We start from the raw sequence: 22,980 nt of genomic DNA on the forward strand, positions 1-22,980 counted from the left end.
CACAGCATAATAAAAACTCATCTAATAACCAATAACATGAGCAGACACAAAAAAACATTTGCACCCAGGGCTGGCAGGTCCGATAAGCAAAACAACAATAGTAAAGAGGATAAAGAACAACAAGAACAGATCACCGATCAGGACAGCAAAATATCTCTCGCAAAAACAGAAGTTACCCAAATAACATATGATCCTTTTAAAAACAGGGCATTCAGTAAAATAGAAAAAAATGGATCTGTTATTCAATTATTTGATAAAGGGCAGCATGTAGCAGCACTTAATAATGCACTTGAAAAGTTAGGGCATACAGTATCCGAGAACAAAGCTTATTTTGACGATAAAACAAGGCTTGCACTCATCAACTTTCAAAGCAATAACGGAATTACACGCTCTGGAATCTTTGATAAGAAAACTTTGTTGAAAATGAATGAGGGAACAAAAAATTCAGATGAAAGGGAAACAATCAAAAATGCCCCATTACCAAATAAAAAAACAGAATCGGACAAAAGCAATAAAGGGACATCTGAACCTGCATCTCGTTCAGAATCTAAGCTTGAAAGTCAAGAATTTTTCCAATCATCTTTCCAAACAGGCAAAGATCCTATAAAATTAAAAAAATGTAACCCTGAACACGCACTTGATTATTGCTTAATCGTCAGCTTCATTCCCACTACAAACATCCCAAAAGGAAATACAATTGAAGGATACGCTATTTATTATCAGGCTGTATATGGTGGCAGTAAAGAGAATGCAATAAAAGTAGCTGAACGCTGGGGTGAAGACGGTAGAATAAACTTTGCAAGAGAGATTAAAGCAGGAACACCAACAAATGTAAATGTACCCCTTGAGAAATATCTTGATAATCTTTTCTTTGGAGCACCAAAAAACGAATCTGCCAGAGAAGCTTTAAAGCAAAAATTATTAGGAATTGTAGACAATGGTAAAGATAAAAAAGATGAAAAGGAAATTAACAGAGAAGAGCTTAACAAATTTTTAACCAACGAATACAGTAAAATTACAGAGGATAGTGAATATATAGCACTAAAAAACAAACTAAAATCATTAAAAGCACCTGAACTATCTCCAAAAGGCAAAAAAGCAGCTGCGATTTTAGAGAAAACCCCTAAAAATAGCGAAGCACAAGACATATTAATTGAAGAGTTTGAAAAATTCGGAAAAGAAATGGCTCTTTATATGCTTCAAATTAACAGAAAATTAATTCTTACAGAGGCAGAGAGACATGGTATTTGGCTGCCATATGGAGAACATAAAAATAAATTACAGGAACTTAAATCCGGTATAGAAGCTTATAAAAAACAAATGGCTGCTATACAAGCTAGCCTGCCTAGTTTTAAAGAGCAGCAAAAGCTATATCAAGAAGCATACGATGCTGTTGGCAGGGATCCTTATGCAACAGACATTCATGATCAAAAAGTAAATAAAGCATCAGGAATTGAAAGAAAATACTCTGCCAGAAATGAAATTTACAGAGCTATTCCTATTTTATCAATAGGTGATGATTTCAACAATAAAGGGATGAAAGCCGAAAAGCAAGAATGGGCTCCTGATTGGGAAAATTTTGATTTAAAAACCGACGAACAAATTATATCTGATTTAAAAAACAGCATTATAACACAGTTGGAAAAAATAAATGAAGCTGAAGAAAATATAATAGATGAAGATTTAGATTTCATTTGGGATTTAGGAGAACTTATTCCTATTTCTATACAACAGGCAGGTATTTCCAGCAATAAAAATGCTGTGAAAGTCATACAAGATAAAGTACGGCAGGAAGCGAAATATGAACTTATAAAAAATATTATTCTTATAGCCGGAGGTATCATTCTTTCCATTGTATCCTTAGGGCAAGCTACTCCATTTTTATTAGCTATTTTAGCCAGCGGAGGTACTTTAGCAATTAGTACATATTATGTAAAACAGGAGATTCATGACTATAACTTAAACCAAAGTCTATATGATGCCTCAATACAAGTCGGACAGGTGCTGCAAGGTAACGATCCAAGTTTGGCTTGGCTGGTACTCGCCATTGCAGGTGCTGCGTTAGATGCAGGATCATTAGCAAAAATACTAAGATCAGCTAAACCTATTTCTGTGGCGGCCAAAACATTTAATGATGCCGACGATGCTACAAAAGCATTAGCCACTTTAGAAAGTGATCTACTTAAAATCGAGGGTCTTGAAAGAAAAGTAAGGGAAAATATTATTAAACAGGCTAAAATACAAGCCCAACAGCAAAAAATACTGGCTGGCTTTGTAAAAGCAAAACAACTTACTTACGCAACAATACCAGGTTTGGCACAAACAGGCGAATTATTAGCCAGAGCAGTATTTGCTATTCGGAAAGGAATTGTTACATTTGATAGTTTTGTAGCTGAACTCAAACTAACCAAACTCATAAGCGAGACAGGATTAACCCCTGAGCAATTGCTTGTGGTTAAAAATACCTTTGAAAAGGCAAAAACTTTAGCCAAAGATGACAAGCTGGCTATCGAGCTTGAAAAAGCAATGGCAGATAATGACCTTGTAAAGGTGAAGAATTTACTGGAAGAAACAGATAAAGTACCTTCTAAATTAGTTGAAGACCAAAACATTTATAGAGGCTTTAGCCGTGATTACACAAAAGCAAAAAGAACATTCAAAGAGTTTCGGGAGAATAAAAAATATAATTTAAAAAAACAACTTTCAGGCGAGGAGCTTGCTTTAGAAACCGGAAGATTTGAGAAAAGAAATTTAGCTTATATTGAAGGAGAAATAGATGGGCTTAAATTTAATTCTTCTGATGTTGTAGTAAGTGGCAATAAATACGAAGGAGAAGAGATATTTGAAACATATAAAGTTGATAAGAATGGAAATATAAATACTCCTGATGCCTGGAGTAGAGAATTTGATACTGAATACGTTGAATTAAGTAAAATTGCTAATAATCTAGGCGCGAAAAAAGGAAAAATATATACAAATATTAAAGGGGAAATTACAATTGCATCAGAATTACCTTATTGCATTTCTTGCCAGGGAGTAATTCAAGATTTCAGCAAAATGTTTCCAAATGTAAAAATAAATTTGGTTGACGGAATTAAAAATATGAAATAATGAAAATAAGCAGCGCTTTTTATGCAGACATTGCAGTAATACAATTTACTCATTGGTTTAATAATCAAAACAATACACAAATTTGTGCATATGCAGAATATAAAGAAGGTGTACCTTTTGTAGAAATTGATTTTAAGGACACTAGTAAAGAATTAATTTTTAAATATACACTTCGACTTGGAGAAATACAAAACGAGCTATCTCAAAAAGAAAAGTATTCGTTAGACTATCTAAAATACCCTCTCCCGCCAAAGGAAGATGACAAATATCGGTTAGATTAAATAAAATTTAGATTCACCCACTGCCACTCGATTATATTGTGTGGCTTTTATTTTTCAAAGATGAGTTTTGCTGCTGTAATTTACATGATAATTTTTTTAAGCATTTTTAAGCATATTTTTGTTTTTAAAATATTTGATTTATAAGATTAAACCACACGAAAGGATTATCGGTAACTGGGAAATTAAAAAAATAGAATACCATATAGAATTAGTAATTAAAAATCAATATGATTAAAATAAACGCAGAGATAGAAAAGGATGGAGAATCTTTCTTGTTCTATGTAAATATTTCCAATATATCTGAAGAGACATTAAAGCTAAACCTGTCTAATAATACGGGTGGGCTTGTAAGAGAAACAGTTCATTTATATGATAAAAATAAGGATAGATTACATAAAGGAGTAAGCTATATGATTCCTATAGATGATGTTACCAATCTAACTTCAATTGAAACAGGAGAATCTGCTCGGCTTATATTAAAAGCGAAACTTGAAGAAATAGAGAATGACCTTTTTCTCGATTTTAAAGGAGCTAATTTTAATGTCAAACAAGATGAAACCTATTATTTTCAAATAGAATATCTTGGTGAAAAATCAAATATGGCGTCTTTCAATATTGACTAAAACACTCAAATTTTGAAGAATCCTTAGACAAAGATGATTATACAATGACAAATTCGCATGATCAAAAAAAACGAAATAACCAGACAAAAATTATTTGATGGCGATGAACAAGAATGCCTAAAAGAAATTTTTGAAATAGAGAATCAAAAAATTAAATTGATTGATTTTTACAACAGTCCGTTAAGAGATTTAAAAAAAGAAATAGATGGTGAAAGTTTTGATACCATCGTCAGAGAAAGTAAATTTAATGTAAAAAACAGTTTCATTGAAAAATATGTATCTGAAGAGGGATTGGAAATTCATTATCTGAAAAAGAATGATATGATCTATCTGTTTTCATATGGAGAATTTCAGCCCGGAAGGTATATGTTATTTTTAGAAAGCATTTATCAATAAGTAAAAAATACAATCAGAGCAGATTATTTCTGCTCTGATTTTGATATCTGATCAGCAACTATTTATTTTCAGAAGTAGTGATGAGTTGTCTGAAAAGAGTAATTCTGTTCCTGTTTCAGGCCTTCAAAGCTTTTTTTAGCCGTTCCAGACCTTCCATCAGAAGCTGCCTCGGACATCCGATATTGATCCTCAGGAAACCTTCCCCATTTCCACCATACATGGTTCCTGAATTAAGCCAAACCTTACCATCCATCAGAAGAATTTTTGACAGCTCATCAGAGGTTTTACCGAATGAACGGCAATCCAGCCAAACCAGATATGTTGCTTCCAAAGGAACCACTTTGATTGAAGGCAAATGTTCACTGCAAAAATTTCTCAGAAATATAAAATTCTGATACAGATAGTCCTTAAGTTCATCCATCCATTCATGTCCTTTTGTATAGGCTGAAATCAAGGCTTCCATTGCAATTGGGTTAGGATAACTGTTTTCCTGAAGTTCTAAAGTCTTACGAGTCTGTTCCAATATATTTTTGTCCCGGGAAATAAGATATGATACCGGCAAACCTGAAAAATTAAAAGTCTTACACGGCGAGCCACAAGTCACCGATTGAAGCTCATAATTCTGAGCTACAGAAACAAATGGAATATGCTGGCGGTTATTAAAAATCAAATCGGAATGAATCTCATCAGAAACCACCATCACCCTATTCCGTGAACAAATCTCAGCTATCTTTTCCAAATCCTCTCTCGTCCATACTTTTCCAACTGGGTTATGCGGATTGCACAACAATAAAAGTTTAGTTTTTGGGTCGGAAGCTTTCTCTTCCAGATCATCAAAATCAATGGTGTAATTTCCTCCTTCATATTTCAAATCATTGCAGACAATATGACATCCATAATTTTCTAAAATGGTAAAAAAATGATTGTAAACAGGCGTTTGCAAAATAATATTTTCGTCAGGTTTCACAAAAGCACGAATGATGGCCGAAAGTGAAGGAAGAATTCCCGTTGCAGGCAAAAGCCAGTCTTTTTCTATAGTAAAATGGTGATTCGTTTTCCACCAATCAATCACCGAATAATGAAACTCTTTGGGAATCATACCATATCCGAAAATACCATGAGAAACCTTCTCGGAAATAGCCAATAGAACTTCCGGAGCAGTTTTAAAGTCCATATCAGCAACCCACATGGGTAAGATATCTTCTTTTGCCCAATCCCATTTTACAGAATGGCTTCCTCTTCTTTCTATGATTTCATCAAAATTATATTTCATGTTAACGTCATTATTTTGAATCCTGATAATTTTTCAGGTCTGAAATATTTTTAATAGTAAGCTCATCAGCCTGCTTTTTCCGCATCATCAAAGCATAAGCATTATTAAACCCGAGGGGCTTCAACCATTTGATTCCGTATTGTTTCTGGAATTCCAGATTGACATAATTAAATGTTTTTTCCGGACTTTTAGAGACTTCTTCTATCGTTTTTGCAGAAGGTTTCAGCAAAACCAAAAGCCCGGTTCCTGTATATTCGGGATAAAAGTCAATCGCATCATTCATCAGAGCATCAAAACAGATTTTTGTTCCGCCAAGCCCTGTTTTCGTTTCCACTTTATAATCAGTATAGCCTTCAATGAGCATTTTGTAAATTTCGGCAAGAATATACTGTTCACCAAAAATTTTTGATCCAATTTTTATAGTGGAGGAATTTCCCTTGCGCGGATCTTTATATAAATTTGTTTTTATTAAAAAATCTTTGGCAATTTTCTCAGGAGTTTGTTTGAGATAATCAGCTTTATAATTCAGATCTGTCATTACGGAATCATTGAATTTCCCTGATAAAAGATTCAATGTTTTTTCCAATCCGGGAAACTTTTCCAGTGTTTTTGTTTTGATCACCGGCGCTGCAAAATAAGGAGGAAAAATCTTCTTGTCATCCTCCAGAACATACAAATCAAAAGCTTTGATTCTGCCATCCGTGGAATATCCGCTGATGAGGTCCAGATCTTTTTCGTAAGCTGCTTTGTACATAATGGCATCGCTTACAACCAAGGGATGTACATCCAGCCCATATACCGAACGAAGTCCCAGATCTCCATCCTGCCGTCCCATAAATTCTGGCGTAAAACCTGCTTTAAGCTTATGATCCGAAACAGAAGGCAAAAGATAAATCCCCCCAATAATCGCTAATACAACCGGGACAATATATTTTAATTTCTTTACAGATTGATAGCTTAATTTCTGCAGAACTGCGATGGCTTGATCTAAAAGAACAGCCAGTAATGCTGCAGGAATGGCTCCGGCCAGAATCATATTGGTGTTATTGAGGGAAATTCCGCCAAAAATAAATTCTCCCAATCCTCCTGCCGCCACAAATGAAGCTAAAGTTGCCACACCAACATTGATAACTGCTGCCGTTCTGATTCCCGCAATAATGACAGGCATCGCTAAAGGAAGTTCAACTTTAAAAAGCCGTTGTTTTCTATTCATTCCCATTGCTTTTGCAGCTTCAATGACCATTGGATCTACTTCTGTAATTCCTGTATAGGTATTTCTGATGATGGGTAAAAGCGCGTAGATCAGCAAGGCAACAATGGCCGGAGTTGCCCCGATTCCGAATGCGGGAATCATAAAACCAAGCAATGCAATACTGGGAATAGTCTGCAAAATTCCTGCAATTCCTAAAACAGAACCTGATAATTTTCTTTTTCGGGCAATTAAAATTCCTAAGGGTACACCAATAATGATCGCCAGAAACAAAGATAAAAAAGTGAGGCCCAGGTGCTGAACAACCTGAGTAAGCAATTTTTCATGCTGCTCTGTGATAAACTGCCAAAAACTTAGTTCACTCATACAGTCTGAAATTTTCGGTATTCATTAAAAGCTTTAACCAGATTTTCGTAATCTTCGGAAAGCGAAGTATCTGCACTCAACTGTTGTAAAGCATCCCAAACTCCTGTGTTTTCTGAAAACTGAAGTTCTCCATAGAAACGGCGGCCTTCAATCAAAGGTATCACATCTTTCAGTCTGGCCACTTTATACTCCAGTAAAAGCCGGTTTTTAGCAAAGAAATTTTTAACAAAATCATTTTCAGGCTGGTAAAGCATTTCTTTTGGAGTTCCCGTCTGAATAATTTTTCCGTTATCCATCAGGCAAATTTTATGACCTAAGTCGAATGCTTCCTGAACATCGTGAGTAACCAGAATAATAGTTTTATTTTTAAGCTCTTCCAGTGATTTGAATTCTGCATGAATATCAGTTTTGGTAATATTATCTAACGCTCCAAACGGTTCATCCATCAACAAAACAGGCGAATCTGCAATCAGAGCACGGGCAATCCCCACTCTTTGCTGCTGGCCACCGCTTAATTCGTTAGGAAACCGTGTAAGTACCTCTTCTGAAAGATGAAGCTTATGTAATAATTCACGGATTTTACTATTCGTCTTTTTTTTGTCCCATTTCAGTAAATCGGGAATGACTGCAATATTCTGCTGAATGGTGTAATGAGGAAACAATCCGGAATGCTGCATAACAAAGCCAATCCCCATGCGTACCTCTTCCACTTTTTGTGACTGAATATTTTTACCGTCAATCAAAATATTCCCGGAATCTACTTCGATGAGACGGTTTATCATTTTCAGCATGGTTGTTTTTCCGCACCCGCTAGTTCCTAACAGAACCAAAATTTCCTTATCATTGGCCTGAAAAGAAATAGCATCAACCACTTTTTTCCCGTTAAAACTTTTTGAAACCGATTCAACTGTAATCATAGGCAAAATTATTGTGCAAGTCTGATTCCGGTAAACTGCCACTGTAAATGAGTCTGGAAAAAGTTCCGATAGGTATTTCTGCTATGCCCGGGCGGAGTGGCCACTGAAGCACCTCTAAGTACCATTTGATTCACCATAAATTTTCCGTTATATTCTCCTACAGCTCCTGCTTCTTTTTTAAATCCAGGGTATGGAAGATAGGCGGAATTCGTCCACTCCCAGCGTTTTCCCCAGTCAAAATATTCTGATGCGGCTTCCCATTCAGATTCGGTAGGCAGACGTTTTCCTTTCCATGAAGCAAAAGCAGAAGCTTCAAAAAAATTGATGTGGCAGACCGCTTCCTCTGGGTCGATTTCCTGTAAACCGTTTAAAGTATAATTCATCCATTTTCCATCAATGAAATGCCAGTATAAAGGGGATTTCGCATTGTTTTGCCGCACCCAGTCCCAGCCCTCAGCATGCCAGTGCCGGAAATCTTCATAACCTCCGGCTTCAATAAATTCTAAGTACTCTTTATTGGCTACTAATTGACTGCAAATATTAAAATCATTCAGATACACCTTATGTCTTCCAAGCTCATTATCAAAACAGAAACCTTCACCATTAAAACCAATTTCATAAATTCCTTCTGAAAAACTAATCATTTCTGAGTTTCCAGCGCTTTCCTTTTTAGAAATATCTTTCTTTCTGTAAGCAGGAAATAAAGGATTGTGTCCTAAAATATATTTGATGTCTGTCAGTAGCAGTTCCTGGTGCTGCTGTTCGTGGTTTAAGCCTAATTCCAACAGAGATTCCAGAGATTCTGTAAGATATCCGTTCTGAAGAAATTCATCCATCTTCTGGTCTACATATTCACGATATTTAAAAACATCTGAAACGGAGGGACGGCTCAGATTTCCCCTGTCGGTACGGATAACACGGGCCCCGATGGTTTCGTAATAACTGTTGAACACAAAATTATACTGAGGATCAAAAACTTCATACCCCGGAAAATTAGGTTGCAATATAAAGGTTTCAAAAAACCAGGTTGTGTGGCCTAAATGCCATTTCGGAGGACTTACATCCACTATAGGCTGAACCACATAATCTTCAATTTCCAAAGGACTGCAAATCTCAACGGAATGATTTCGGATTTCCGAGTACTTTTTTATCCAGTTTTTATGAGAATTTGCTTTTACCAGTGTTGCATCTTTTTTCATAAAAAATCATTTTAAACTATACCATCCAAATAGAATCTACAAACCAGTTTTTTGCATCTTTAATTTCAACAAGGATATGAAATCCTGAATCTCCAGCCAGCTTTTTGATGTCCTGTTCCGAAAATTTCTGAGAAATTTCCATATCAATCAGCTCATCTTTTTTAAAGTGAAACAAATGGTTTCCCACATGAACTTCCTGATCACAGAGACTTACCAGAAAACTTCTGCAGGCTCCTGAAATCGGGTCATAATTTTGATAATGCTGGAAATTGTCCACATTAAAATCAGCTTTCAGCTCCCGATTGATTCTTGTAAGAAGATTAAGATTGAACGAAGCAGTAATTCCCGCTGAATCGTTGTATGCAGCAAGAATAGTGTTTGGGTTTTTCTTAAGATCAAAACCTACGAGAAACAGGTCTCCGGCATTCAGTTTTCTTTTCACTTCACTGCAGAAAATTCTGGCTTCCTCACTTTCCATGTTTCCTATATTTCCGCCTAAGAAAAGAACTACTTTTTTTCTTTTTGAAATGCCAGTGGCTTTATCAAGCATATCAAAGTATTCTCCTTCCAACGGTAATATTTTCAACCCTGGCAATTTTTTCTTCAGGGTTTCCTGCAAAACAGAAAGAATATTCCCTGAAATGTCAATAGGCATATAAGTAAAATCTGTTCCTTTCTCTACTAAATTTTTGAGAAGGTAAGATGATTTCATTGCATCACCTGCACCTAATTCTATCAGATCAAAAGATTCATTGATATTGGAAATTGCCTTTGCGAGTTCCTCAGTTTTATTTTGAAATATATCCAGTTCACAATTGGTAAGATAATATTCCGGCATGGCCATAATCTGCTGGAAAAGGTGATCGCCTGTTTTGTCGTAAAAATATTTTGAAGATAATTTTTTCGGATGAGCGAACAAGCCTTTCAAAACGTCCGAACCGAAATTGTCGGTACCTTCATTTTTAAAATGACAATCCTTTTTTAACGGTACATTCATAGTTTAAATTTTGTTTTGGTTGTTCATTGAATACAACTATCTTGCCGACACCGGAATTATCCCCCATGTACCTATAAGCGTCTCCAATTCATCTAATTAAAGGTAGGATTTATTTGTGAATTTCACCTACCACATCTCATTTTATTGGTAAGATATGTAACAGTCCACAGATGCTTTTCCTTGATCAAACCGTTTTATCAGCATCGTTTTCCGACAAAGATCACTGACAGTTTTGCATTTAAAAACCAGTGTATCATAATCTGAAAGTAATGTTCTTTAAATTGGATAAATATCAGTTTTTAACCCTTCCGAAGTCTTTAAATGATTAAATTAGCCCAGAATTAAAATGCGCTGAGATTTTTATGAAAAATATATTCTGTGTTTTGCTTATTTCAATGGTACAGCCTGTACTGGCCCAGACTAAATTAGAAAAAGCAATTACCAATCTTGAGAATAATTACGAGCAGGAAAAAGTATACTTACTTACCGATAAATCCCAATATGCCGCTGGTGATAAAATCTGGTTCAAAAGTTTCGTATTTGATGGATATAACCGCTCTGCATTATCTACTACCCTATTTGTTGAATTGTACAATTCTGATAAAAAATTAATAGACTGGAAAACGGTACTTCTTACCAATGGTGAAGGCAGCGGAGATTTTCAACTGAAAGAAGATCTTCCTGAACAGGTTTATTTTGTGAGAGCTTATACACCTTACATGACCAATTTTAACGAAGATTTTCAGATTGTTAAAACACTTCCCGTTTACAACCCAAATTCCACAGAATCATTAGTGATTGCTAAAAATTCTGATTGGTCTGCAAAAGTGTTTCCAGAAGGAGGAACTTTCATTAATGGCATGCCTACCAAATTTGCCGTAAGATTATCTGCCAATTCTTCTTTACCGGAAAACTGGACCGGAAAAATAATTGATGTACAAAATCCAAAAACTCCTGTTACTACATTTAAATCTTTTGATAAAAATGTTGCTTCCTTTAAAATAACTCCGGCATCAGGAAAAAAATACCAGGCTGTTATTCAGGATAATAATGGAAAAAGCCAGACAATAGATCTGCCACAGGTTGCTGACAGCGGTCTGAATGTAGACGTTTCCAGCTCTAAAGAAGGGATTAAATACACTCTAAAAGGTGTTAATCTGAAACAGCAGCTCCAGGGCTATAAAATTGTAGGACTTATCAATAACCATCTTGCTTACAGAGCAAATATCAACCATTTAACCAATGAAGCTTCAAGTCTTATTCCCACAAAAATCAGCAACGGCGCCAACGGTGTTTTGCAATTGGCAATTTTTGATGAGCAGGATAATCTTGTGGCTCAAAGACTTTGCTTTATAAAACCTGGTGATTTAAAGATTGAAAAAGCAGAAATCATAGCTCAGAGCTTAAAACAAACCCCGAGATCTTTCAATAGCATTGATCTTTCTCCGGAGTCTTATTTTAAAAATTATACTGTTTTGGTGAGTGAAGATGACGGCACCTCAACTCCGGAAGAAGAAAATATCCTTAGCGGACTTTGGCTAACGGGAGATTTTACTTCAAAAATAGACAGCCCGGCACAATATTTTTCCAAAAACGCCAATAGTGAAGCGCTGGATGCTCTGCTTATTTCTGAAAACTGGAAGAGATTCGACTGGAATTCCGTACTCAGCGGAACTGCCCCCACCATCAAAACCAAATCTCAGCAATATCTTTCTTACAGAGTAAAACCTATTAAAAATAATGCTCTGCTAATCAACTCAGATGTAAATTTAGTATTACAATTGGGTAAAAATGAGCCAGCCTTTAATCAATTTAAAACAGATCAAAGCGGATATGTCTATTTAAATAATCTTAACAATGATGAGCCTGTGAATGTTTCATTATTTGTAAATTCAGAAAATAAAGAGTCAAGCACTGATAATCTATTTGTTACCGTGGAACCGCTTGTAACTCCTTCAGAATTTAAAGGCAACTTCCCGGGTACAAAATATACACTGGTAAAATCTGCTAAAAGCAAAATCCTTCCTCCAGCAATTTCCAGAGCTATCAACACTCAAAAAAATTATAAAAAAACAGAGGGTAATGATATCCAGATTCAGGAAGTAGCATTAGTAGGAAAAAAGAAAGACCCAAAAGAAGAATTAGACAAACAACTGTCCACCGGAATGTTCAGTTCTGTAAATTCTACCGTCTTTGATTTTGTGAATGAAGACCAGCATGCCGCAGGATCTACTAATATATTAGACTGGCTGCAGGGAAGAGCTGCCGGCTTAACATTTCAAAGAAATAATTCAGGGGTAAATGTTCCCTACATCCGAGGCCAGCAGGCTAAGCTGTATTTAGATGAGGTGCTTACTGATCCTACCATGATTTCAAACATTCCTGTCAATAATATTGCGATGGTAAAAATTATTAAAGGTTCAGGATTAATAGGTGATGCCGTAGCCATCTATACCATGAAAGGTAATATGAAATCTAAAACTAATGAAAAAGAAGTTCCAAAGAACAACTCAGCTATCATCAAAGGATATGATAAACCCTCGGAGTTTCCTATTGAAATGATAGATGAAGATGCTCCGGCAAAAATTGAAAATGACACCAGAGAAACCCTTTACTGGAACCCTAATTTATTTGACAGCGATTACGTTCCGCCAAGAATTAAATTCTTCAATAACGACAGTGCAAAACAATATAAAGTACTGATCATAAGTTTTGATGAAGATGACCATATTCTTTATGATCAGCAGATTTTGAAATAATAAAAAAGCCTCTCAATGATCCTGAGAGGCTTTTTTAGTTTTGAAGCTGGAGGCTGGAAGGAGGAAGTTATGATCGTCATAAAGAATAGCTAGTTGAATTTCTGACGGTCCTTCCAATCTGGGAATGCTGAGAAATACATGTGCATTTTTACAGATTCCTGTTTTTTATCTGTATGTACTGTCTGTTTGTTATTCTGACTTTAAGCTCAAACCCAAGTACCTCATCCATCTCCTTCCTTTTTTAATCGCAAATATTGCTTTACTGCCTCGCTTTTATACTGTAGATACCGCTTCTAAAAAGCTCTACCTTGAAAATAATGCCGGTACTCATATCAATTCCAAATTAAAGCTTGTTTCCGATATTATTTCTGAGGAAAAAAATAATAATTCCGAAGCCGTTAATGAAAATGTACACAATGAGGAATTATTGAAACTGAAGAAATTGATGACAGAAGAAAAGCCGTTTCTTAATCCTTCTTTAACCATACAGGATATTTCAAAAGAACTTCAAATTCCAGTTTGCCAATTGTCCATCATCTGCTACAACAGGGTAAAAAAATGGGGAATTATCATCCTTCTCAATCAAAGAAATTCAAAAATGAGACAAAACCTGCTGAATGAGATCTACGACAAAGTCCTGAAATAAATCTCCTAAGCTATCATACAAAAATCCAGAAAAGTGTTTTCTGGATTTTTTATTACAGTACTCTGTTTCAATTTGCTTTTATTCTTTTTGCCCAGCTCTGATAGATCGGAAACCAGACACGATCTCCGTTTGAACCATTACAGAGAATTACAATACTGCTCTTTGTGGGCAAATGCATAAACAGGCCAGCGCTCCAGCCTTCATTTTCTCCGGTATGTCCTACTGTTTCAAGCCCTTCATAATTCATGAACCTATATCCAAGACCGCTTTTTCCTTTATCAGAAAATGGTAAAACAGGTTTCTCCATCAATTGTACGGTTGCCGGTTTCAGAACTTTATTCAATTCGTTTTGTTTATAGTTTAGTGACAGTTCTGCGAAATGCGCCAGATCCAAAACTGTTGTTTGCAATCCTGCTGCAGCCTGTTCTGTAAATATTCTGTTCTTTATAGGCTTACCTGAAGCATCATAAGCTGTTGCAGAGTTTTTCATCATTTCTTCCGTCCATTCATAAGTAGTATGATTCAATCCTAAAGGGTTGAAAACATTCTTTTTCATATAATCTGAAAATTTCTCCTTCGTTCTTTCTTCCAACATCAGCTGTGCTAATGTGTAGCCACCGCCTGAGTACTCCCACTGTGTTCCCGGCTCGCTTATTAAACGTACACTTTCTCCGTTTCTTTTTGTCTTTCCGGAAAGGGATTCTTCCAGGCTCAACAATTTTGTTCCTTGTTCAGAGCCTCCATAACCATGTACTGATAGTCCTGCCGTATGGCTGAGAATACGCCTCAGCGTAACTTTTGATACATCATATTGGGAAACGGGTAATTTCCAGCGGGTCAGGTATTCATTTACAGGGTCATCCAGGTTTACAAGTCCTTTCTCTGTCAATTGCATCAATCCCCATGCAGATACCATTTTGGAAACAGAACCTACATTAAAAATAGTTTCTGTGGTTACCGGCTTTTGGCTTTCCTTATCAGCAAATCCTATACATTGTGTCCAGACTATTTTCCCATTCTGAATAACAGCTATGGCTACTCCGGGAACATTGTTATTTTTGGTTGCTTCCAAACCGATTCGCTGAATTTCGGTATAGAGTGAATCTCTTTTCAGCTTTTCAACCCCAACAGCGTGCTTTGTTCCCGAACAGGAAAGAAGAAGTAAGGTAAAAGATAAGCCAAAGATGGATTGTATTATTTTGCTGTTCATTTTCTATTTGTTTACAATATTGACGTTTCTCCTTCGCCTTTATTGCCGTACTAAAAGTACAAAGAATATCATCAGTATTATACACTGCTTCAGGAGTTTTCTGATTTTCAGTTAAAAAACGTCATTGTATGCTGACGACCAATACCTGCAACCCATAGTAATTTCCTTCTTCCAGCTCAAGTATTCCAATTAGCTCAATAGCCAATTCAAAAATATTTCATACAAAGCTTTGAATTTATGCATACATTTTTGAAATTGATTCCAGCTTTGCTCTCTTATAATCAGATAATGATATTATAATCCTTTGCGTTAAATTTTGATAGAAGCTTGAAATTAGACGTTTCACGCCCACCAGCTATCGCTACACCTTACAATAACTTCCTCTTCTTCCAGCTTCCCGCTCCCAGCTCCTACCTCCCTCTTCTTTCAAGGATGTGGTGTGCAGCATCCAGCATTTTCGTGAGGTGAATGTAGGGAATGACGATATTTCTTTCCGGCAAATTTTCATACATACCCATTGAAAAATACACAATCCCGGACATAAAATAATCAAACTCTTTGACGCTGTATTCTTTGAATGCCTTTTTAAAAACCAACAGAGGATTTTGATATTCCTTCTCCGAAAGCAAGCCGAGAACCCCTGGAGAAGGATTTTCCAACGGAGGATCTGCAACCCATTTCTTTCCTTCTAAGTGGATGAGGTAGCACGCACGTACAAACGACTGCACCGCCTGATGAAACTGAAAAACTACCGACGGATCTTCATTGATCCAGCTATTTCGCTTTACGGCGTAACTCATAATGCTGTTTAACTTCTCTTTAGAGGCTGCCAGATCATTGAACTGGAAAAAGTTCTCCATCAGCTGTAACCCGGAGCGCTTCTTACCACCTTTCCAAAGCTGAGGTTCAACATATTCAGGACAAAAAGATCATGGAACATCTAAGATCAATGTAAGTTCAGCGGGAGACGTAACAGGAACAACAACATCGATCGTCTTTCAAGAAAACTTCAATGTAAAAGGTAAAGTTTCTGAATCTGGAAGTTTCTCTGCTATTGCTGGAACTGCTGAATCAGGAGCAAAATTTACAGGCCAAATGGAAGGTACCTCAGCAACTGGAACTTGGGTAAATAATTCTGCTGGGGTGAATGGCACTTGGTCAGGTAATAAAAATTAGCCGTTTTTTACCTAGGTGTTTACGGATTCTAGCCCTTATCTTTTTTTCTGGTGTATCTTATCAAAAATAATTTTTAGGGGCTGGAATCTTGAAATTCTATATAAGCTTCATTTGTAATAAATAAATTATTTTTAAATAAGTATTTATTAAATATACTACGACACGTTTTGCCGCTTTGTGGATGTACATTTGCAGCACTGTTGTAAAGAATAAATAAAGACAATGCCATCCTGTTGAGACTGAATTAATTTATATCTTTGCGCAAAATAAGGTTAAAACAAACTTTAACTTAAAAACAAATAATGAAAAACAAATTTATTGCTAGGTTACTCTCTTTGGTAACTATTATGGTCTTGTTATATTCCTGTAGGAATGAACTAACATCGGAACAAGAAACTTATAACAACAGTGGTCAATTCAGACCAACATCCAAAACAATTAGTTTAGAACAAAGTAAACATAAACTAGTGCTTAAAACTGAATTACAGAAAGCACAAATTAATCTCCAAAAAACCAGTATTAACGCATCAGGCAAATCAGTTGATTTCACAAATGGAGTTTCGATTGACACTGATAATGTAACTTACATCGAATATGGACCAACTTTCCATACCTACACATTTAATCTGGATAGAGAAAATGCTCCTGAAAATGCTCCTTTAGAAAACCTTGTATTATCTTCATTACCTGATGGAACTTATAAGGAGCTTTTAGTTACTTATAATTTTACACCGCAAGAAAAACTTGACTTACTTGCGGGAAAAGGTGTGAAAACGACTGGTAAAACAACAGCTATTGAGCTTGCAAAAGGAACATATGGAGGAGTGATTTCTAATAGAAGCATGGGAGGCGCCGAATCCTGCTCTTATCAAACAGTAGATATCTATTTTTCTTGCTACACAGGAGAACATCACCAGGGTAATGAAGACAGTTGGGGAGGCTGTAACTGGCAAAGTGAAGGAGGTTATCCCGCTCAACACCTTACTGTAGTAGCATTAGTCTGCACAGCAAGTACAGCCTTAGGAGATGATGGCTCACCAGGAGGTGGCGAATTGGGGCCTACTACGGGCTTAGGGAGTGGACCAAATGAAGGAACTCCTACATTACCAACATTTTCACTAGCCAGCAAAGCATCACCATGTGAAAAAACAAAAGTAATGCTAAATAGACCTAATGTGCAACAAGGTATTAATAATATAAAAGGAAATGCAAAACTTACTGTTACCAATCCAAATATAGGAGAATTAGGCTTTAAAGAAAAGAAAGATGGAACTGTAGTACTTGCTGATGTTAATTCTGCCCACCAAGTTGTATTCAATGATGTAACGGATGGCTATGGAGGGTATCACAATCATACTGCTACAGGGATTCATATCTTTTCTCCACCAGATATTGTGGAAACCTTATTCGGATTTGCAGCAGCACAAAGTGTATCTGATGGAGTTGGGAATGCTTATTTTGGTATGATTGCTGGAGAACCTTGTAGCACTTGTCCTGATAACGTTAAATATATACATTATGTAATACGTTATTTGGGCACGGGAGGAGAATTAGCAAATTTTGTATATTCACCTGCACAAATGATACAATTTAAAAATGATTACCAAACTAAAGAAAGTGAATTATCTGAACCAATATTACATGGAACCACCTATATTAATAGTTCGGGTAAATTAAATGAAAAAGGACTTGAAACCCTTTTCTTTGACACTTTAAAAAATATAGGAATAGATAATAAAGTTATTCTTCAACGAGTAGAACCTAATGGAACTGTATATAATATAAGTCAAGATAGTACTGGGGCAATTACAGCAACACCATGTCCTTAATATTAATCAAAATAATAAAGAAATATGAAAGTAACATATAAAAGAACAGTATTAATTTTAGGCTTATTTTTAAGCGTAATATCTTGCAAAGCGCAACAAAATTTTCCGTTATTAACATCAATTGATAACATTCCTAATATGTCTCATTTAAAAGACACAAATAATGAACTTCAATCTTTTGTAGGTACATATTTATCAACATATAATGGAAATCAAATTACATTATATATTGATAAAGAAAACGATAAGCTTTTTAACACCAGAGGTAAACAGATTTACAAAGATGTTTTATCTATAAGATATATCATAAAAAATTCTTCTGGAGCCATTCTTCAGGATACTAAAAGTATGATATTTCAACCAGATTCATTACATACAATTTATAGTTTATGGGTTACAGAAAATGGGACAAGAGTAACATTAAACTATTCTGGAACAAATTGTGGTGTAGGTTGGGGTAAAATAATATTAAAGAAAATAAATACCACTCAAATGTCTTGGGAGTATTTACCAAATGATTTGGTGACAACAGCAAGTAAGTGCCCTCCTACTTTAGACACGAAAATTTACTTACCAAAAACAAAAGATTTGATTTTTACTAAACAGTAATTACACTCAATATCTTTAACTAAAAAATGATTGGTTCTACCACAGACAGGTAAAGCCAATCATTTTTATTTTAAGTTGCTTTCAGGTACAAGTCATAAAATCAAGGTTTAAGACTTGGAAAACACAATAAGAATAGCTTAAAAAATACTTGCTGTACGATAGATTCAAGAACAGGAAAGTGCTCTATATGTTAATATATTATAAGTTAATCAATAATTTCATTGTATTAATTGTTCCTATTCTCTGAGTGAGATAAAGGAGTAAGTTTGTATAGAATGAATACAGATGGAACAACCACAGAAATTAGCCTTAATTCTGATAAAACAGATACAACAGAAACAAATTGTCCAAACTAAAAAAAATATTATGAAATACTTATTTTTTACTTTAATCTTTTTTACTATTTCTTGTAACGCACAAGTAATTTCTTTAGAAGAAGCGGCTCAATGTCTAACAAATCCTAATTGCCCAAACTATAATTACGCAAAAGATATTAATAATTCTCTAGATAAATATATCAGTACATGGAAAGGAACTTATAATGGTAAAACCTATGAGATTCAACTCAAAAAAGGCATTTATGAGGAAATAGGTATAAAAAGAGATAAATTAATTGGTAGAATGAAAGTAACTGATACTAACGGAAATATTATCTATAATACTTTTAATGAACCTAATGATATAAAAACAAATTTTGATGGATTGAATTTTCAACCCGATTTAAAAGCATACATGATGTACTTTATTGGTAACAGTGAATTTGCTTGTGGCGAAGAAGGAATCGTTTATTTAAGAATTAAACCAGAAACACCAAATAAAATGAGTATACTGATGTTGCAAGATGCTGACATTACATGGGGAGAATGTCCACCATCCTACCAACCTACTATACCATATAAAAAATCAATATCCTTGGTAAAACAATAAATTAAAGTTGATGAAATAAAAAATGATTGGTTATACCGCGACAGGTAAAGCCAATCATTTTTATTTTAAGCTACTTTCAGTTACAAGTCATAAACTCATAACTTTACGTTTTATGGGAATTGACGATGAAAGAAGGATTATGGATGTAATAATGCAAACCGCAAGCCAACTCCATTTATGAAGAATTAGTAGATGATCAAGGGATAATACAACAAAAAATAGAAAGAGTATTTGAATATTATTAACCAAGCTGGTTCAGTGCTTTCTTAAAAACATAGAATTCAAATACAAAGGCTGAAGGCACTTTCAAAGAACCTCCGGACATTTCTACAAGTATCCGGAAGGATTTTCCAAACTGTCTGCACCCCCTTCAGAAATAATCTGCAACACTTACCTATGTGTCCGGAACCACTTACAGAAATATCTTCAGCTTCTTCTCTAGTCGCTCTGACCACTTAAAGAACTGTCTACAGACACTTAGATAACTGTATATTGACAATCATATAAGTGTGTCCCGAAACCTATAAACTGCCTCCAGACCGTTATCTAAGGGGCTCTACCCACTTATCATACCCTCTCCAGGGACTTCGGAACAGCCTCTACCCCCTTGAGCAAGTGGCTCTACCCTCTTAAGTAAGGGGGTATAGGGGGTTGTATAAGGGGGTAAAGGGTGTTACACAAGGGGCTAGAGATACTTATCAAAGAGGGTCTAGCCCCTTATCATAGTGGTTCGAGGGACTTCTGAAGGGGTAAAGGGATAAAAATCTTTTTGCTAACCTCAATAAACTACTGACATAACAACCACTCACCTACTTTTCATGAAGTTGGAGGGATTCGAACCCTCATCAAATCTTGCAGAGAGGAAGGGATTCGAACCCCCGATACATTTTGATCCCAGTATTTAATTATATTTGAAGATCAACCAACACACCCATTACAATGAAAAACAGTAATTATGAAATACAACTCAGGCCTACCGTAGTGGCTGATCTGGATATTCTTTTTGAATTTCAGCTTGACCCTGAAGCCAGGTATCTGGCAGCTTTTACTTCAAAAGATTTCGCCAATAAAGAAGCTTATCTCGCCAAATTCACAAGACTGCTGAATGACCCTACCATCAACAACCAGACTATTATGGCTGATAATGTGATCGCCGGAAGTATTGCCAAATTTATCATGGAAGGGGATGCAGAAATCACCTATTGGATTGATAAGCCTTTCTGGGGAAAAGGGGTTGCCACAACAGCATTGAAAGATTTTCTCACCCTTGAAACCACCAGACCTATTTTCGGACGGGTTGCCTTTGATAATTTCGGTTCGCAAAAAGTGTTGGAAAACTGTGGTTTTGTCAAAATCGGTACAGATAAAGGCTTTGCCAATGCCAGACAAACGGAGATTGAGGAATTTATTTACAGACTCGACCGTTAATTTAATCCCAATAAAATCAAAGCATTAATTGAAAGACTTCCTGAATTCTAAAGGAGAAAGCTTGGTTTTTGTTTTAAATAGATTACTGAACGACTGGGAATGCTCAAACCCCAGTGCATACGCTACTTCACTCACAGACAGGCTGGTGGTGGAAAGCATTTCCTTTGCCTCGCTAATCAGTTTGTCATGAATATGCTGCTGGGTACTCTGCCCCGTTAAGGAACGCAGCATATCACTTAAGTAACTGGGTGAAAGATGTAGATTTTCTGCAAAATAACTTACCGTGGGTATCCCTTTATTAAGAGATATTTCATCTTTAAAATATCCATCAAGCAAATCTTCAAATTTTTGCAGAAGGCTGCTGCTGGTTGCTTTACGGGTGATAAACTGGCGCTTATAAAAACGATTGGCATAGGTAAGGAGCAGTTCTATCTGAGAGATCATCACATCATGGCTGAAGTCGTCAATACGGCTGTTGAGTTCAGATTCAATAAAATTAAAGATAGAAAGCACCGTATTTTTCTCTTCTTCAGAAAGATGCAGGGTTTCTTTCGTAGAATAGGAGAAAAAACCATATTGCCTGATCTTCCTGGCGATGGGATACCCAAGAAAGAAGTCAGGATGAATGAGCAGAGAGTATTGTGAACAGGCGGTATCACTGTTTCCGTTCCCTCCTATCACCTGACCGGGTGCTGCAAAGAGAAGTCCCCCCTCATTAAAATCGTAATAGCCTTGTCCGTACTCTATTCTGCCTTCCAGTTTGGGTTTATAGGATATTTTATAGAAACTCAACACATGTTTTTGAGACAACTTATCTGTTGCCACCAGATTATGTGCCCCATTCATTAAGCTGATGAGTGGATGCTTGGGTGTTGGCAGTCCGAAAAACCGGCTGGCCTCTGATAACGATTCAAATTTGAATGGAGTCTGATCTGTCTTTTTCATAATTGGTATTTTAAAGGTACGAAAAACCGGCTATAATTTTATAACCGGCTGTTACTGTTTGTTATGATCCCTGCGCTGCACTGGAAACTTCATCCCAGGCTTCCCAGAGATTGATTCTTTCTGCATATACAGACTTCACCAAAGGAAGATTATGACTTCCCAGATGAAAGCGTAACGGTGGATTTTCAGCATCTACCATTTTAAAGAGCGCTTCAGGTGTCGCTTTAGGATCTCCCTTCTCATAAGACTGAATGGTCTTTATAAATTCTGTTTTAAAATCATTGTACACCTCCAGGCTCTGGGAAAACTTCAGTGAATCCTGACTTCCAAATTCTGTAGCATACGCTCCCGGTTCTATAATCGTCACTTTGATCCCGAATTGCTTAATCTCTTCTGCAAGGCTCTCATGGATTGCTTCAAAAGCCCATTTGGAAGAACTGTAATACCCAATGACCGGCAATGTAACGTGTCCGAGATTGCTTGATGTCCCCAGAATATGCCCATATCCCTGTTCTCTCATAATCGGTAATACCGCCTGAATGACACTTACGGGACCAAGAATATTGGTTTCATATAAAGCACGGATTTCATCTGCACCTGCCTCTTCTATGGTTCCTACCAGCGAATATCCTGCGTTGTTCAGTACGATATCCAGCTTTCCGAAATGTTGGTGGGCTTTATGCACGGCTTCTTTTACCTGCTCAGGCTGGGTAACATCCAATGCTAAAGTAAGTACGTTATCACCGTATTTCTCCTTAAAATCGGCAATGCTTTCCAGTTTTCTTGCCGTGGCTACTACTTTGTCACCACGTTCCAACGCTGCTTCAGTCCAGATGCGTCCGAAGCCTCTTGATGCTCCAGTGATAAACCAGATTCTATTTTGTTGTATCATAATTTTAAAATGTTTTTTTGATAAAGCAAAATTATAAAGCCTGTCTCCTGAAATTGTAGTCTAATCGCAGACCTTTGTAGGCGAATTGAGGATCTTTAAGCAGAAACGAAACCACAAGAGCTTTAAACACTTAAGGGAGTTTTGGAGGACAGAAACATCATGCTATGTAATATTCTTACCTATCCG

The 22,980-nt window shown here is 36.2% G+C and carries 19 protein-coding genes; 10 read left to right on the forward strand and 9 right to left on the reverse strand.

All coding sequences use genetic code 11. The annotated features are described in order from the left end of the window. The first annotated feature begins 36 nt into the window (after positions 1-36). The 4 genes from KIK00_RS07695 to KIK00_RS07710 all read left to right on the forward strand — a co-directional run bounded on the left by KIK00_RS07695 (position 37) and on the right by KIK00_RS07710 (position 4,411). A complete protein-coding gene (locus tag KIK00_RS07695) occupies positions 37-3,111 on the forward strand; it encodes a deaminase domain-containing protein (RefSeq protein ID WP_255815967.1) in 3,075 nt (1,024 codons plus the stop codon). Beyond that, positions 3,111-3,392, forward strand: coding sequence for a hypothetical protein (locus KIK00_RS07700; protein ID WP_255815968.1), 282 nt, complete (start codon positions 3,111-3,113; stop codon positions 3,390-3,392). Before KIK00_RS07695 ends, KIK00_RS07700 begins: the two co-directional genes overlap by 1 nt. Before the next feature lie 227 nt (positions 3,393-3,619). Beyond that, positions 3,620-4,015: a hypothetical protein gene (locus KIK00_RS07705; protein WP_255815969.1), complete on the forward strand. Its 396-nt coding sequence runs from the start codon at positions 3,620-3,622 to the stop codon at positions 4,013-4,015. 57 nt (positions 4,016-4,072) lie between these two features. Further along, the gene (locus tag KIK00_RS07710; RefSeq protein ID WP_255815970.1) at positions 4,073-4,411 is read left to right on the forward strand and encodes a hypothetical protein; all 339 of its coding nucleotides are present in this window, start codon (positions 4,073-4,075) and stop codon (positions 4,409-4,411) included. Between the two features lie 115 nt (positions 4,412-4,526). Here KIK00_RS07710 and KIK00_RS07715 read toward each other — a convergent pair whose 3' ends face one another. The 5 genes from KIK00_RS07715 to egtD are packed head-to-tail and all read right to left on the reverse strand — an operon-like array spanning position 4,527 to position 10,373. Then, positions 4,527-5,684 carry a MalY/PatB family protein gene (locus KIK00_RS07715; protein ID WP_255815971.1) on the reverse strand — a complete coding sequence of 386 codons (1,158 nt, stop codon included), beginning with the start codon at positions 5,682-5,684 and terminating at the stop codon, positions 4,527-4,529. Positions 5,685-5,694: 10 nt separating this feature from the next. Further along, complete coding sequence (locus KIK00_RS07720) at positions 5,695-7,260, reverse strand: ABC transporter permease/substrate-binding protein (RefSeq protein ID WP_255815972.1); 1,566 nt, start codon at positions 7,258-7,260, stop codon at positions 5,695-5,697. Beyond that, a complete protein-coding gene (locus tag KIK00_RS07725; RefSeq protein WP_255815973.1) occupies positions 7,257-8,177 on the reverse strand; it encodes an ABC transporter ATP-binding protein in 921 nt (306 codons plus the stop codon). Before KIK00_RS07725 ends, KIK00_RS07720 begins: the two co-directional genes overlap by 4 nt. A gap of 8 nt (positions 8,178-8,185) precedes the next feature. Then, the gene (egtB, locus tag KIK00_RS07730; protein ID WP_255815974.1) at positions 8,186-9,376 is read right to left on the reverse strand and encodes an ergothioneine biosynthesis protein EgtB; all 1,191 of its coding nucleotides are present in this window, start codon (positions 9,374-9,376) and stop codon (positions 8,186-8,188) included. 16 nt (positions 9,377-9,392) lie between these two features. Next, the gene (gene egtD / locus KIK00_RS07735; RefSeq protein WP_255815975.1) at positions 9,393-10,373 is read right to left on the reverse strand and encodes an L-histidine N(alpha)-methyltransferase; all 981 of its coding nucleotides are present in this window, start codon (positions 10,371-10,373) and stop codon (positions 9,393-9,395) included. A gap of 362 nt (positions 10,374-10,735) precedes the next feature. Here egtD and KIK00_RS07740 point away from each other — a divergent pair, with 362 nt between their 5' ends. Both KIK00_RS07740 and KIK00_RS07745 read left to right on the forward strand, forming a co-directional pair. Then, positions 10,736-13,132 (forward strand): TonB-dependent receptor plug domain-containing protein, encoded by a 2,397-nt coding sequence (locus KIK00_RS07740; RefSeq protein ID WP_255815976.1) that lies wholly within the window; start codon positions 10,736-10,738, stop codon positions 13,130-13,132. A gap of 124 nt (positions 13,133-13,256) precedes the next feature. After that, entirely contained in the window at positions 13,257-13,778 is a 522-nt protein-coding gene (locus tag KIK00_RS07745; RefSeq protein WP_255815977.1) for a hypothetical protein, read from the forward strand. Positions 13,779-13,845: 67 nt separating this feature from the next. Here the strand turns inward: KIK00_RS07745 and KIK00_RS07750 are convergent, their stop codons facing one another. Together KIK00_RS07750 and KIK00_RS07755 are read right to left on the reverse strand one after the other, a co-directional pair. Then, on the reverse strand, positions 13,846-14,988 hold the full coding sequence (locus KIK00_RS07750; RefSeq protein ID WP_255815978.1) for a serine hydrolase: 1,143 nt from the start codon (positions 14,986-14,988) through the stop codon (positions 13,846-13,848). A 410-nt stretch (positions 14,989-15,398) separates the two neighbouring features. After that, positions 15,399-15,848, reverse strand: coding sequence for a hypothetical protein (locus KIK00_RS07755; protein ID WP_255815979.1), 450 nt, complete (start codon positions 15,846-15,848; stop codon positions 15,399-15,401). A 618-nt stretch (positions 15,849-16,466) separates the two neighbouring features. On the opposite strand from KIK00_RS07755, the gene KIK00_RS07760 reads away from it, so the two are divergent. The 4 genes from KIK00_RS07760 (at position 16,467) to KIK00_RS07775 (ending at position 20,957) form a co-directional block, all read left to right on the forward strand. After that, entirely contained in the window at positions 16,467-17,993 is a 1,527-nt protein-coding gene (locus KIK00_RS07760; RefSeq protein WP_255815980.1) for a hypothetical protein, read from the forward strand. Between the two features lie 24 nt (positions 17,994-18,017). Further along, positions 18,018-18,602 carry a DUF6705 family protein gene (locus KIK00_RS07765; protein ID WP_255815981.1) on the forward strand — a complete coding sequence of 195 codons (585 nt, stop codon included), beginning with the start codon at positions 18,018-18,020 and terminating at the stop codon, positions 18,600-18,602. 285 nt (positions 18,603-18,887) lie between these two features. After that, complete coding sequence (locus tag KIK00_RS07770; RefSeq protein WP_255815982.1) at positions 18,888-19,529, forward strand: DUF6705 family protein; 642 nt, start codon at positions 18,888-18,890, stop codon at positions 19,527-19,529. A gap of 939 nt (positions 19,530-20,468) precedes the next feature. After that, positions 20,469-20,957, forward strand: coding sequence for a GNAT family N-acetyltransferase (locus KIK00_RS07775; protein WP_255815983.1), 489 nt, complete (start codon positions 20,469-20,471; stop codon positions 20,955-20,957). A gap of 24 nt (positions 20,958-20,981) precedes the next feature. Here KIK00_RS07775 and KIK00_RS07780 read toward each other — a convergent pair whose 3' ends face one another. Both KIK00_RS07780 and KIK00_RS07785 read right to left on the reverse strand, forming a co-directional pair. Continuing rightward, a complete protein-coding gene (locus tag KIK00_RS07780) occupies positions 20,982-21,902 on the reverse strand; it encodes an AraC family transcriptional regulator (protein WP_255815984.1) in 921 nt (306 codons plus the stop codon). Between the two features lie 61 nt (positions 21,903-21,963). Beyond that, on the reverse strand, positions 21,964-22,794 hold the full coding sequence (locus tag KIK00_RS07785) for an SDR family NAD(P)-dependent oxidoreductase (protein ID WP_255815985.1): 831 nt from the start codon (positions 22,792-22,794) through the stop codon (positions 21,964-21,966). Positions 22,795-22,980: the final 186 nt, after the last annotated feature.

The sequence above is a fragment of the Chryseobacterium sp. MA9 genome, from assembly GCF_024399315.1.
Lineage (GTDB): Bacteria > Bacteroidota > Bacteroidia > Flavobacteriales > Weeksellaceae > Chryseobacterium.

Coding starts and splice junctions, on each gene's coding strand:
- KIK00_RS07695 (WP_255815967.1), top strand. CDS start 37: ATGAGCAGACACAAAAAAACATTTGCACCCAGGGCTGGCAGGTCCGAT.
- KIK00_RS07700 (WP_255815968.1), top strand. CDS start 3,111: ATGAAAATAAGCAGCGCTTTTTATGCAGACATTGCAGTAATACAATTT.
- KIK00_RS07705 (WP_255815969.1), top strand. CDS start 3,620: ATGATTAAAATAAACGCAGAGATAGAAAAGGATGGAGAATCTTTCTTG.
- KIK00_RS07710 (WP_255815970.1), top strand. CDS start 4,073: ATGATCAAAAAAAACGAAATAACCAGACAAAAATTATTTGATGGCGAT.
- KIK00_RS07715 (WP_255815971.1), bottom strand. CDS start 5,684: ATGAAATATAATTTTGATGAAATCATAGAAAGAAGAGGAAGCCATTCT.
- KIK00_RS07720 (WP_255815972.1), bottom strand. CDS start 7,260: ATGAGTGAACTAAGTTTTTGGCAGTTTATCACAGAGCAGCATGAAAAA.
- KIK00_RS07725 (WP_255815973.1), bottom strand. CDS start 8,177: ATGATTACAGTTGAATCGGTTTCAAAAAGTTTTAACGGGAAAAAAGTG.
- egtB (WP_255815974.1), bottom strand. CDS start 9,376: ATGAAAAAAGATGCAACACTGGTAAAAGCAAATTCTCATAAAAACTGG.
- egtD (WP_255815975.1), bottom strand. CDS start 10,373: ATGAATGTACCGTTAAAAAAGGATTGTCATTTTAAAAATGAAGGTACC.
- KIK00_RS07740 (WP_255815976.1), top strand. CDS start 10,736: ATGAAAAATATATTCTGTGTTTTGCTTATTTCAATGGTACAGCCTGTA.
- KIK00_RS07745 (WP_255815977.1), top strand. CDS start 13,257: ATGCTGAGAAATACATGTGCATTTTTACAGATTCCTGTTTTTTATCTG.
- KIK00_RS07750 (WP_255815978.1), bottom strand. CDS start 14,988: ATGAACAGCAAAATAATACAATCCATCTTTGGCTTATCTTTTACCTTA.
- KIK00_RS07755 (WP_255815979.1), bottom strand. CDS start 15,848: ATGGAGAACTTTTTCCAGTTCAATGATCTGGCAGCCTCTAAAGAGAAG.
- KIK00_RS07760 (WP_255815980.1), top strand. CDS start 16,467: ATGAAAAACAAATTTATTGCTAGGTTACTCTCTTTGGTAACTATTATG.
- KIK00_RS07765 (WP_255815981.1), top strand. CDS start 18,018: ATGAAAGTAACATATAAAAGAACAGTATTAATTTTAGGCTTATTTTTA.
- KIK00_RS07770 (WP_255815982.1), top strand. CDS start 18,888: ATGGAACAACCACAGAAATTAGCCTTAATTCTGATAAAACAGATACAA.
- KIK00_RS07775 (WP_255815983.1), top strand. CDS start 20,469: ATGAAAAACAGTAATTATGAAATACAACTCAGGCCTACCGTAGTGGCT.
- KIK00_RS07780 (WP_255815984.1), bottom strand. CDS start 21,902: ATGAAAAAGACAGATCAGACTCCATTCAAATTTGAATCGTTATCAGAG.
- KIK00_RS07785 (WP_255815985.1), bottom strand. CDS start 22,794: ATGATACAACAAAATAGAATCTGGTTTATCACTGGAGCATCAAGAGGC.